We start from the raw sequence: 12,165 nt of genomic DNA, 5'->3' as shown, positions 1-12,165 counted from the left end.
GTGCTACCAGCCCTGGGAAGGACATCGACTAAACGCATGGCGAAACTCACCGGATCTATCGACGTACCGCTGCCACCGGACGAGGCGTGGATGTGTGCCTCCGACCTGTCCCGCTTCAACGAGTGGTTGACGATCCACCGGGTGTGGCGCAGCAAGTTGCCCGAAGTGGTGGAGAAGGGCACGGTTATTGAGTCATATGTCGAGGTCAAGGGCATGCCCAACCGGATCAGATGGACGGTCGTGCGTTACCAGGCGCCCGAAGCCATGACGCTGAACGGCGACGGTGTTGGCGGTGTCAAGGTCAAGCTGATTGCCAAGGTGGTGCCTAAGGACGACGGCTCCGTCGTCAGCTTCGATGTGCACCTGGGTGGTCCCGCGCTGTTCGGACCGATCGGCATGATCGTCGCGGCTGCGCTGCGAACCGATATTCGCGAATCGCTGCAGAACTTTGTCACAGTGTTCTCGCGGCCCGAGCCGGGCCGGAACCGGGCCTAAAGCGTGTCATGGCGGCTGTCGCTGACCGCCTGGCCCACCGTTTTCGAACAGCCGTCGGCGTCGGCCGGCCGGTGACTTTCTGGTTTGGCGCGAGTCGATAGTGGTGAACCCCCATTGCCAGGGACAGACACCACGAGGAGGCCATCATGCCCATCCGTAACAGTGCGTCGCTGGGCGCTCCCTGCTGGGTCGATTTGACGTCGTCGGACGTCGAGCGCGCCCAAGACTTCTACGGCACGGTATTCGGCTGGACGTTTGAGTCTGCCGGACCCGAGTACGGCGGCTACATCAATGCTGCAAAGGACGGCCACCGGGTCGCTGGCCTGATGGCCAACCGGCCGGAGATGCAGTCCCCGGACAACTGGGCCACCTACTTCCACACCAGCGATATCAACGCAACCCTGTCCGCGGTCACCGCGGCGAGCGGCACAGTATCCATGGGACCGATGGAGGTACCCGTCCAAGGCTTTATGGCGATGGCGACTGACCCGTCGGGGGCATTCTTTGGGTTGTGGCAGCCGCTGGAGCACCGCGGCTTCGAGGTAATCGGCGAGGCTGGCGCGCCTGTCTGGCACCAACTGTCCACGCGCGATTACCTGGCCGCTCTCGAGTTCTACCGCGAGGTCCTCGGCTGGCGGACCGAGCAGATTTCTGATACCGACGAATTCCGTTACACCACAGCATGGTTCGGCGACCAACAATTACTCGGCGTGATGGACGGCGCCGCTTTTCTGCCGGATGGTGTCCCGTCGAATTGGACCATCTTTTTTGATGCTGAGGATGTTGACAAAACGCTGCACGTGATCATTGAACATGGCGGCGCCGTGTTGCGCGCGGCTGAGGACACCCCCTACGGACGTCTTGCCGCGGTGACGGACCCGACGGGTGTGGTTTTCAACTTGTCCTCACTGCAGAGGTAGTCGCACACGCCGCGCGCCGACCGCAGCACCGACCGGGCACCCGACTAGGGTCGCAACCATGACCCACCGACTGCGCCTTGGTTGGCTGGTGGCGTTTTTTGCCGCGATCGTCTCGGTCAGTGCCTGGATGCCATGGCTTACGACGAAGGCCAACGGCGACGGCTGGGCCAACGCTATCGGCGGCACGCACGGCAACCTGGAACTTCCGTCCGGCTTCGGTGCGGGCCAGCTCATCGTGTTACTGTCGTCGGCGCTACTGGTGGTCGGCGCGATGATGGGTCGTGGGCTGTCGGCCAAGGTTGCTTCGATTGCCGCGCTGATCATTTCACTGCTCATCGTGGGGCTCACGGTGTGGTATTACCAGCTCAACGTCAATCCACCGGTCGCCGCCGAATACGGGCTCTATCTCGGCGCAGCTGGCGCGGTATGCGCGATGGTGTGCTCGGTGTGGGCGGTAATCGCGACAGTGGCCACCGGCCGGTCCAGGTCGTGAGGTCTCAGGCCGACGGGAATTCGTGTTTGCCTGAGGCGGCGCTGTCGCCGGGCTCGTTGACGCCGAACACGAAGGGCGCGAACACAACTTCGCGGCCGTCCGGGTCGCGATAGGTGACGGCTCCCGTCGCTTCCCAGTACGGATGCTGCTGCACGGGTTCGATCGCCGCCTGCTGCAGGCGAGCAATCGCATCCTGCTGTGCCTGTTTGTCAGGGAAGTACAGGCACAGCTGTTCGTGGTGGTCTATGACGAGCGCGTCGGTCGCCTCCACAATTTCTAGCGTTAGGTTCCAGCTGGGCAGGCCGAATATCGCACCGTTGCTGCCGTAGCTCGCCTCGAACGTCTGGTAAAGCGGCAGTCCCACCAGCTCACGGTAAAATCGCACTGTCTCTTTGAAATTCGACGAGCGGCGAGCAAACCGGATGGCGCCGACCGACGCCAACTCCCTGGGCCAATGTGTTGCCCGGCGCGCCTTCTGATTGTCCACTGCTACTCCGGCTCTCCGATGCTGTATATCTGCAGGCCGCTCATAGCCCGATGGCGCTTGCCGCGGAGTCTGCGGCATTCCACCGCCGCAACTCAGCGCCAGGTACCCAAGTTGAATGTGTGCCGCTGGAAATACGTTCCGGCAGTTGCAGCGTGCACACCGGGCCGTCAGCGATCCGGGCTGCGTCGAAGACCAGACAATAAGACGCGTCGGCGTTCATGTCGGTGGTCAGGGTGACCAGATAGCCGTCGTCTTCACCGCTACTACCCAACCGCGGCGCCATCGCGGTCTCACTTCCGTAGACACCGTCGCCGAATGAATAGTGCTCGTGGTGTCCGGTCAGCAGATCGTGTTTGGCCACTCCGTCGAACAGGAACCAGCCCGGTTTGCCGGTAGCGGCATAGGCGTAGCGGTACTTGCGGGCGGCGTAGTCGGCATTGATCATCCCGAACTCGGTGATCGACTCCGACAGTTGCTCTTCTGTCACCGCACCGGTGACCAGGTTGAATCGCCAGCGGTGCAGCCGGGACTGCAAACGATCCAGCGCCAAGAAGCGAAAGAGCCGATCCCATTTCGTTCCACCGGTAGCGCCGCGTTCAAAGGGGTACGGCTCACCTTCGAAGAAGCCGTCGAGCACGATCTCGTCACCCTCTTCGTAAGCGTTGACGAAATGCAGCACGAACGTCGGGTCTGCCTCGAACCACCGGATATCGCCGGTACCGCCGCGGCGCGGGAGCACCGCGAAGCGCGACGGCATGTCGGGATAAAACCGTGGCAAGTGCACGTCGTGCTCGAGCAGTCTCGGATCCCAAAACAACGGGAAATCGTTGAGGATCACGTAGTTTTCGGTGAACGCCATGTCATGCGGCAGCCGCGGCCCGGGCAGCGGGATGTCGACGTAGTGGGCCAGCTCGTTGCTCGCCTCGACGACGCCATAGCGCATGTACGGGTCCTGCTTGCTGTAGTTAAAGAACAACAGGTCGCCGGTTTTGTTGTCCACCTTGAGATGTGCCGACACGCCCCAGTCAACCGGAAAACGGCCGTTCCAGGTCTCCTTGCCGAGCGTGGTGGCGGAATAGGGGTCGATGCGGTACAGATCACCGCACTGGTAGAAACTGGTCAGCGCGACGCCCCGATGGACGATGACGTCGGTGCTCGACGCGTCTTTCATCCGGGTACGAGCGCCCCAGCCCTGTTTACGCTTGGCCAATTGCACCGGTTCGGCCAGACCGGGCCACAGTGGCTCGCCTGCGGCGTTCTCGGCCAAGAATCCGTCTGTGCGGATAAAGCGGTTGCGGTAGAAGGCTTTTCCATCGCGGAAGCCGACCACGTGCAGCATGCCGTCGCCGTCGAACGGGTGATAGGTCGTGAACGCTGGGTGCAGAGGGTTTTCGGTGTTGCGGAGATAGATACCGTCGAGGTCGCGGGGGATTTCTCCCGCTACGGCGGTGAGGTCGTTGGCGTCCCATTCGGTCGTCTGTGGTCGCCACGGGCCAGTCCGGTAGGGGTGGTCGTCGTCTTCGGGCAGGGTGGACAGGAACTTGCCGACAATTTCAACATCCATGTCAGGATCCCTCTACAGTGCTGACAACGAAACTGACCGTGGTGGCGGTGCTACCACCAAAGTTCAACGTGGCGAACCTCTTCGCATTCTGTACCTGGTAGTCACCGGCCGAACCACTGACCTGCTTGGCCGCGTCCAACAGCATCCGCACACCGGATGCCCCCACTGGATGACCGCCGCCAATGAGGCCGCCGCTGGGATTGATCGGTAACCGGCCGCCGATCTCGATCTCACCATTTTCGATGGCCTTCCACGATTCGCCGGGGCCGGTCAGCCCGATGTGGTCGATGGCCAGGTATTCGCTAGGCGTAAAGCAGTCGTGCACCTCAAAACCGTCGACGTCGTCCAGGCTCACCTGCGCGCGGCGCAGCGCGTCCAATACCGCGGCCCGCACATGCGGCAGCACGTACGGGTCGTCAGAAGCGCGGTCCAGTTTTTGCCGCAGACCCAGCCCGACGGTGCGATGTCCCCAGCCATCGATGCGACCGACCGGCTGTGCATTGGGATGATCTCGGAGGTAGGCGTCGCTGACCAGAACCAATCCGGCGCCGCCGTCGGTCATCTGACTACAGTCGAACCGCCGCAGCCGGCCGTCGATGACCGGGTTGGCGGTGTCGTCGGCCTGAGCCAAGTCGGGGATCGTCCAGCCGCGGGTCGAAGCGTTGGGGTTGCGGCGCGCGTTGGCGAAATTGAGTTGCGCAATGGCTCGCAGATGGGAGTCGTCTAGCCCGTAACGCCGGTCGTATTCGTCGGCGACCTGCGCGAACATCGATGGCCACAGATAGCGCGCTTCGGCCCCCTCGTGACCGGTCCACGCCGCGGCGCCGAGATATTGGGCGGCGGTGTCACCGGGCACCGTTTTCTCCAGCTCGATCCCCACGACGAGCGCGATATCGTATGCGGCTGACCGCAGGTCGGCCATCGCCGCGAGCGTGGCGACGCTGCCGGATGCGCATGCGGCTTCGTGCCGTGAGGCAGGTGTGTTCCAGAGTTCATCGCACACCGTGGCCGGCATCGCGCCGAGGTGGCCCTGGCTGGCGAACATCTCGCCGAACGCGTTCGCGACGTGGATGACTCCTGTGGCGGCTATGTCGGTGGCGTCCACCTTGGCCGATGCGAGCGTGCCCGGTACGACCTCGGCGGTCAGCGCCGCGAAGTCGCGGTTTTCTTTGCTGAAGTTGCGAGCGAAATCGGTCTGGTAGCCGCCGAGAATCCACACACCAGTCGAGCTGTCCATATGCCGCACGCTACTCGCCTGTTCGACCCAACCCGCGAGGTTTGCCTAGCCGTGCAGGGCATTGGCATCGGACGCGGAAGACAAACCTGAGTGTTCATCGCCTGGCAGTGCGCTCCGGCGGGACTCGAATCAGCTCGCCGACATCACAGCGACGGCGCGGCCCCGGTCCGGTTCGTCGCGAATTGCATTCAGCACCAAGGTATTGGCGGACTGTTCGGGGCAATGCTGGGCTTAGGTAACGACGGGAGTGGTGCCATTCAGTGGTTAGCAGCACCGGCGCATGGCGGGTGTGGGGCAGGTCCTGGACAGCGGCGGCCGCTACAGGTCGTATGGGTTATGGGGCATCTCGGCCGTGTTCTCCACCGGTATCCCGTAGAGCATCTGGCCTTCCTCGGTTTGGGCCTTCGCGGCCAGGTAGCCCATCGGCCATGAGGGCGGCGTCCCAACGGTCGCCTGGTGGGTCGTCTCCCAGCTCTGCGGCACCGACAACCGGCCAACCGAGGCTGCCTCGCCCAAGCCGGCGGCCACCGGACCGTCCAGGCCCGTCCAGTCGGTAGTATCCCAAAAGTCAGCCCTCATATCATCGGCGCTGATCGGGTACTCGGACTCTAACGACGCCGCCTGGGCGGCGGCCTCGTAACCGTCCAAGTCACCAAGCGGGTCCAGGTCCCCGAACTCGTAGTTGGTCGTCATGTCCGATTACTCCTCACGTGAAAAAGGAGCGGCTGCCCGACATCTGCGGCGAGGCCCCTCTTGCTATTGGTAGTTGTTGGCGTCACGAGCCAGCTCGTCACACAACCCCGTGCCGGATGATCACGATGATGCCAACGCCTAATCCATCTGAACCATCGGCGCTATCGAGATTGCCGTTATTGGTATGCTAGACCGCCGCGGCCTCTGGACCAACCCGGCCTTGTCGGTGATCTCTGGTTGTTCCTGTCACACAGTCAACGCTGACAACGCATCCAACACCCTTAGCTGCATAGGTATCCGCGGGTATCCGCGACGCGGAAGGCCTGTCCGGTGGCCTGTGCGATATACCCGATGCGAGGCAGTTGGCCACGCCTGACGCGGAGCGGCCGCCCGGCCATCGTTAACTGCGACCGACCTCATTGCTCCCGTGTTCAGCCTCGTAAGCACTTCCCCGAAGGACCCGGATGTGTGAGTAATCTCATCAACCAGTTTCTCCCACCTCGTGGCGGCGGCATACCTCGAGGTAGGCCTCGGCTACGCCAAAGATGTTGGCGGATTTAGCTTCGAGTGGTGGTGTCGAGGTCTGCTGTGCTGGTATCACCTTCGGTCAGATCAGGCGTAGGTTTTGTCGTGTCGACATCGGCGGTCGAATACGCAGCCGCGTGGTCGATAAGGCCTCAGAAAAGCGGTCAAGAATCGCTGCGGCCGCGATGGTCCCCTGATACTTCTGCGCGTGCATCGCCAGATGCCCCGCCGCCGTATCAGACACCGCGTCGACAGCGGGACAAGATGCCGCTTGTCACCGCGGCCGCCTCACTGTGGATCTCCCTGCACGATGACGGAGGGCCTGGCCCTTGGGCCGCTGTCGTCAACACCGTGGCGACTGCAACGACACGCCATCCCGCACGGACAAACCAGCAATTACCGGGGGATGGTCAAGTAACCGTTTGGTTGCGCTGTCGGCACCGCCGGAATTTGGTGTTGCCGAGCGACAACCACTGCTCACAGTTATGTGACGAACGCAATAGGTTAAATCCACCCGAACTGCGGCAGTTCAGCGTGCAAACTACACACACCGTCGACTGTTGAACCCTTCTAGCCCTCGGGCTCAGATCGCCCGTCTACCTCGATGTGTCCGAAGACTTATTCGATATCGACGTCCATGTGATGTCCGCTGATGGCCGAGCGTAAGTTCCAGGCGATCCTGGCCGGCGCCGAGGTCAGCGACATCTACTTCGATAGGGAAGGGTTTGTGTTCCAGGGCGAACGGCTTACTGAGGAGCGGGCCGATCAGAAGCCGTCGACGTGCTCAAGAAGGCCTGGCCCGCAACACGGAACTCGGCGATCGCCGCGGCGCCGACCATTAGGCGACCCGCAGAACCTATTCGGACACGTTGAAGTCGATAACGGAGTAGCCCTGCTTGCGTAGCTGGGCGGCCGCCGCTTCCGGGTTTCGACGTACGGCGGCCCGCAGCTGCTTCTCGTGAAGCCCAGCGCGGCTTTTCTCGAGCACGCTCTCCCAATTCGGTTGCGCCTCGGCGAGTTTCTCGCGCACTATAAATTCGACGAGATCTTCCAACGTGGGGCGAAACCGTCGCCCGCCCACGGGGAGGTGAAGCCGCTCCAATAGGCGCTTGCTGCCGTCGAGGCGCTTTCCGGCGTTCTCCCACGCCTTCGAACTAGCGCAGATCTGTAGATGAGCCTCCGGATAGGAGTCCGCCTTATTGCGCTCATAGTCGTAGTGCAGCAGTACATTTGAGTCGTCGCCGACATCTGGATCGTTCGCCAGGATCATCACCGATTGCGTGACCATCAAGTGTTGGCTGTGGCTGTCTGGCGCCAGATGAACAGATAGGCCTATGTAGAAGTTGGGTGGCCGTCGACCAACGGTCACAGGGATGCCGTCGGTCACGTCCTGGTTATGCCTGCTGATCTGGTATCCGACGACGGTACGGTCACGGGAATAGGTCGAGACCACGGAAGTCAGACGGATGCCAGTACAGACTGTCCCGTTGAGAAGCCAGGATAGGTGTTCCCCAAACTTGCGGGATTCTTGCTCGAGGTCAAACCTCCGAGTCAAGGTCTACCTGGTAAAGATCACCAATCGCGACCCAGGCCAGCCGGGCCCGCATCGAGGTGAACCTTCTGGTACGGGCTTGCTCGGCGAGGTCGTCAAAGCTCCTGCAGCCAGCGCGTCGTAGCGCGTTGGCCACCGCGGTCTTCAGATCCTCGCGGGAGGCCACTTCCACGTCAGCACCGACGTCTGTCGCCTTTAGCGCCACCGTCATCGCATCCACCTCCGAACTCCGTCGAAATACGTCAATCTAATGATTGAACAGGCCGAGTATGACACGTATGCCCAACTCTGCATCAATTGATTCACCACCGTAACAAAGCCGTAGGTAAATGGACTTGATGGAGGCAGCGGGACCGACATTCCGGACGTCAGTTCCTCGCTTAGAGCCGGCAAAATTCGCTCAGCTGCGATTTGAGCCACTAGCTGCGGTTATGTCCGGCTCCCGGTCACCTTAGGCACCGGGAGACTCTGCGAATCTACCCGGGCTCAGGGATCCGCTTAGGATCTCATCTGGCGTGTCGTCCATCACCGAATCCTGCGCGACCTGACGAATCGACAACCCATCACTAATAACCGCCAACACGGCCTGATACCTCTGCTCAGCCACGCTCAACTCCCTCATTAAGGGAGTGTCAAGGATCAACCGAAGTAGCTGTCAAGCATCAGCCGAAACAACGTCAACCATCAACCGAAGCCAAAACATCAAGCATCAACCGACGTCATACAAACGCAAAGTGCCCCCGACAGGATTCGAACCTGCGACACCGGCTTTAGGAGAGCCGTGCTCTATCCCCTGAGCTACGAGGGCCAGGGACGTCCTTGAATGCCTAACTAAAACCTAGCCGGTGAAGGCGGCGGGCGGGTTTCAGTGGTGTTCTTGGCGTCCTGGCGCCGTTCCCGGCGATAGGCCTGGTCGTCGGGGTGCGGCAGGTGTGAGTGTAGCGGGCATGATGATAGCCACGCGACGCTTGCGCGTGCGTGGTAGGCGCTCGGCGTGGCGGCCAGCGTTAGGCGGCTCGTTCTTCCGGTTGTCCTCGACGGTGTAAGTACGCCGCTATTGCGTTGCGGCCCAAGGCGAACCCGATTCGCGCTTACCCGTCGCACCGTCGTTTGAGATCGTCGTCGAGTTGTTAGGCTTTGTCTGTTGCGCTGAGTCCCGGGTCGGGTATCGATCGTGACCTCTTGCCAATACGCCGGACTGTAGCGGGTGAATATCGTTGCCGCTGCTGACCTCTAGCACACCGCCCGTGAGCACTTCATAGGTGGAGTCATCCGATACTTGTCATCCTCATCGTGGCCTCCAATTTGGATCCACATTTTCATAATGAAGGTAATCCTTCGCATCGGCCGATCAGGATTCTTGAGGCTGCCGCTGCGACGCCGAGATGCCGGAGTCAGAGGTCCTGCCCATCGGTGTCACAAGTCCCCACAACAAGGTCTTTGGCCCGCTGGTCAGTAGACATCGCGGGATTCATTCTGTATGGATCCGACGACTGCAAAAGGTGGTGCCGTGCAGGTGCGCATGCAACTTCTGGTGAGGCGCGCTGGCTGGCGGCACGCGGGAATGCTTTATGCGTTCAAATGATGTCGCGGCCGATGCTCTGCAGGAGCTGGCCGATCTGATTGCTATCTCTGGTGGCGATCCATATCGGGTGCGCTCTTATGAAAAGGCCGCCCGTTCGGTCGCCGGTTACCCGCTCGACCTGGACACTCTGGACCGGAAGGGTTTGCTGGCGATTCCGGCGATTGGCGCGCACACTGCTGACAAGCTGCTTGAGTTACGGCAGACCGGCCGTATCGCCGCCCTTGAGGAACTGCACGCCCAGCTGCCCGCAGGTCTGCGCGCTCTGCTGGGAATCCCCGGGCTCGGACCGAAGCGGGCCCATCAGGTCTATGTGGAGCTGGGCATTTCGTCGATGCTTGAGCTATTCAACGCGCTGCACGACGAGCAACTACGCCACCTGAAAGGCTGGGGCGAGACCAGCGAACGCAACCTGGCCCGCGCGATCCGTCAGATGCAGGAGGTTGGGGGGCGCATGCCGCTGGCGATCGCTCTGGATATCGCCGAGGATCTGGTGGCGCAGCTCGCCGCACTGCCGCAGGTGAGCCGAGTCGAGTACGCAGGATCGCTGCGGCGGATGCGCGACACCGTCGGCGACATCGACCTGTTGGTGGCCGCAGATGAGGACCCGGCAGCGGTCATGAAACAGTTCTGCACCCTGCCACTGGTGGATCGCGTGTTAGTCCGCGGTCCGACCAAGTCTTCGGTGGTAACAACGAAGGGTATTCAGGTGGACCTGCGGGTGGTACCCGCGAAGGTTTGGGGTGCGGCTCTGCAATACTTCACTGGGTCGAAAGCTCATAACATCCGCATCCGCGAATTGGCGGTGCGCGCCGGGCTGAAGTTGTCTGAGTATGGGCTGTTCCGCGTCGATAATGGCCAGCTCGTGGCGTCGACAGACGAAGCGGACATCTACTCCAGACTCGGGCTGCCGTGGATCCCGCCGGTTTTGCGCGAAGACCGCGGGGAAGTCGAAGCCGCGCTAGGGGATCATCTCCCCGATCTGGTCGAGGTGCACGACATTGTTGGCGACCTTCATGTGCACACTAATCTCACCGATGGCCTGGCCGGCCTGGATGAGATGGTCGCCGCTGCCTCCCGTCGCGGGTATCGCTACTGCGCCATCACCGATCACGCCCCGCAGCTCGCGATGCAACGGATGACCCGTGACAAGGCCCTCCAACAGCGCGGCGAACTGCCCGAGCTGGCTCGCCGCCACGACATCGAGTTGCTGCACGGCTCCGAACTCAACATCGCCGCCGATGGCTCCCTGGACTGGGACGATGACTTCCTCGCCGGCTTTGACGTCCTGGTTGCTTCGGTGCACTCCGATCTCGACCAGACCCGCGAGGAGATGACTCGGCGCCTGCTCGCTGCTATCGAACACCCCTACGTCAACATCATCGGCCATCCGACCACCCGCGTTCTCGGCCGTCGTCCGCCCGTCGATTTCGATGCTGATGAGGTCTTCGCTGCTGCCGCACGGACCCATACCGCCTTGGAAATCAATGCCTTTCCTGACCGGTTGGACCTCAGCGATGGACTCGTGAGCCGCGCTCGCAAATACGGCGTTGCTTTTGCGATCGACACCGACGCCCACGCCGTGCCACATTTGGACTACCTCCGTTACGGTGTTGCCGTTGCCCAGCGCGGCTGGGTATCGGCCGGCGAAGTGATCAACAGCTGGCCGCTGGATCGGCTGCGCGCGTTCCTCGCAAAGGGACGCCGCCTCGCCGACAACCCGTCAGCCGCACACCACCGCGCCCATACCCGCCCTCATTGAACAAGCCAAAAGTGTTGGCCGAATTTATCGGGCAGGTGCCAACGACGACAGCCACCGAGAGATCGTGGGCCGCGGATAGGGGATAGGAGTCTACGAGTCCGCTACTCTTCGTCTGCGATGAGGTAAACCTCGTCGTCGATGATGTGAACCGCGGCTTCCTCCGCCGATGCTGCGCCTCCGCTGATGCCGACGTCCTCAGCGACCAACCCGGCCTCGGCGTCTTCGCCAAATCCCTGGTCCGGCGCGACAAGCCGGCCGGCTCGCGCTCGGCCAACCTCGCGTCGCTGGGGAAATTCGGCTTCGCGCTCGGCTTCGTCGGAGCGTTGCTGCTCGGTTTCATCGAGCAGGACATCGATTCGCGCGGCAGGATCCGGCTCTTCTGCTACAAGCATCTGGTCGATGGTTTCAGACGGTCCGAAGGCGCCGAGTCCATATGGTCGTTCGGGCGGCGAATAGCCCTCGTCGAGCATGTCGTCCATGCCCCGGTCGATGAGGGTGTCCTCTGGCTGAAGCTGATTGTCGTTCTCGACACTGTATTCGCCTGCGGCAGAGCCGGCTTCATAGTGAGTGCTCATGATCGTGTACTCCTGAATCGTGACGGTGCCTCCGTACTCGCCGCGTCGGCAGTCCAACCATAAAGATGGCGACGTTGTCCGCCTAGGGCCATTCGTCCCTTTAAGTCGACGGCGGTGGACCGGCGAACCGCGGACTTGTCCCACTCCGTGATCCACACTTGCGCTCGAACTGAAGAGGCCGAAAGTCTCGGCTTCGCTTCGGAATGACTCCTGCAGCAGATCAGATGACTTTCGGCCCCTCGGCCCCTCGGCCCCTCGGCCTCGATGGCCAGTCGGAGCG

12 protein-coding genes, 1 tRNA gene and 1 pseudogene are annotated in these 12,165 nt (G+C 62.0%); 4 read left to right on the top strand and 10 right to left on the bottom strand.

The window, feature by feature from the left end; genetic code table 11:
- Positions 1 to 36 precede the first annotated feature (36 nt).
- The 3 genes from B586_RS16230 (at position 37) to B586_RS16220 (ending at position 1,908) form a co-directional block, all read left to right on the top strand.
- On the top strand, positions 37 to 495 hold the full coding sequence (locus B586_RS16230; protein ID WP_054879410.1) for a type II toxin-antitoxin system Rv0910 family toxin: 459 nt from the start codon (positions 37 to 39) through the stop codon (positions 493 to 495).
- A 146-nt stretch (positions 496 to 641) separates the two neighbouring features.
- Positions 642 to 1,415, top strand: a complete 774-nt coding sequence (locus B586_RS16225) for a VOC family protein (protein WP_054879411.1) — start codon at positions 642 to 644, stop codon at positions 1,413 to 1,415.
- Between the two features lie 58 nt (positions 1,416 to 1,473).
- Positions 1,474 to 1,908, top strand: coding sequence for a hypothetical protein (locus tag B586_RS16220; RefSeq protein ID WP_054879412.1), 435 nt, complete (start codon positions 1,474 to 1,476; stop codon positions 1,906 to 1,908).
- A gap of 4 nt (positions 1,909 to 1,912) precedes the next feature.
- Here B586_RS16220 and B586_RS16215 read toward each other — a convergent pair whose 3' ends face one another.
- From B586_RS16215 to B586_RS16180, 9 genes and pseudogenes are all read right to left on the bottom strand, one after another.
- Positions 1,913 to 2,395, bottom strand: coding sequence for a VOC family protein (locus tag B586_RS16215; RefSeq protein ID WP_156406818.1), 483 nt, complete (start codon positions 2,393 to 2,395; stop codon positions 1,913 to 1,915).
- Positions 2,396 to 2,435: 40 nt separating this feature from the next.
- Complete coding sequence (locus B586_RS16210; protein ID WP_054879413.1) at positions 2,436 to 3,959, bottom strand: carotenoid oxygenase family protein; 1,524 nt, start codon at positions 3,957 to 3,959, stop codon at positions 2,436 to 2,438.
- A gap of 1 nt (position 3,960) precedes the next feature.
- Positions 3,961 to 5,196, bottom strand: coding sequence for an acetyl-CoA acetyltransferase (locus B586_RS16205; protein WP_054879414.1), 1,236 nt, complete (start codon positions 5,194 to 5,196; stop codon positions 3,961 to 3,963).
- Between the two features lie 318 nt (positions 5,197 to 5,514).
- A complete protein-coding gene (locus B586_RS16200; RefSeq protein ID WP_054879415.1) occupies positions 5,515 to 5,889 on the bottom strand; it encodes a PE/PPE C-terminal domain-containing protein in 375 nt (124 codons plus the stop codon).
- 607 nt (positions 5,890 to 6,496) lie between these two features.
- Positions 6,497 to 6,664, bottom strand: a pseudogene (locus tag B586_RS22830) (hypothetical protein); the annotation flags it as partial.
- Positions 6,665 to 7,270: 606 nt separating this feature from the next.
- A complete protein-coding gene (locus B586_RS16195; RefSeq protein ID WP_054879416.1) occupies positions 7,271 to 7,969 on the bottom strand; it encodes a hypothetical protein in 699 nt (232 codons plus the stop codon).
- A complete protein-coding gene (locus tag B586_RS16190; RefSeq protein WP_054880862.1) occupies positions 7,953 to 8,177 on the bottom strand; it encodes a hypothetical protein in 225 nt (74 codons plus the stop codon). The genes B586_RS16195 and B586_RS16190 overlap by 17 nt, the downstream gene beginning before the upstream one ends.
- Positions 8,178 to 8,417: 240 nt before the next feature.
- A complete protein-coding gene (locus B586_RS21120) occupies positions 8,418 to 8,573 on the bottom strand; it encodes a hypothetical protein (protein WP_156406816.1) in 156 nt (51 codons plus the stop codon).
- Positions 8,574 to 8,701: 128 nt separating this feature from the next.
- Positions 8,702 to 8,774 (bottom strand) — tRNA-Arg (locus tag B586_RS16180).
- Positions 8,775 to 9,537: 763 nt separating this feature from the next.
- Between B586_RS16180 and polX the strand changes: the two genes are divergently transcribed.
- A complete protein-coding gene (gene polX / locus B586_RS16175) occupies positions 9,538 to 11,310 on the top strand; it encodes a DNA polymerase/3'-5' exonuclease PolX (RefSeq protein WP_054879417.1) in 1,773 nt (590 codons plus the stop codon).
- 101 nt (positions 11,311 to 11,411) lie between these two features.
- Here the strand turns inward: polX and B586_RS16170 are convergent, their stop codons facing one another.
- Positions 11,412 to 11,885, bottom strand: coding sequence for a DUF5709 domain-containing protein (locus tag B586_RS16170; protein ID WP_047314394.1), 474 nt, complete (start codon positions 11,883 to 11,885; stop codon positions 11,412 to 11,414).
- Positions 11,886 to 12,165 lie beyond the last annotated feature (280 nt).

This window comes from Mycobacterium haemophilum DSM 44634, from assembly GCF_000340435.2.
Taxonomy (GTDB): Bacteria; Actinomycetota; Actinomycetes; order Mycobacteriales; family Mycobacteriaceae; genus Mycobacterium; species Mycobacterium haemophilum.
Note: the sequence above shows the minus strand (reverse complement) of the source record. Positions and strands in the feature narration are given on the sequence as shown.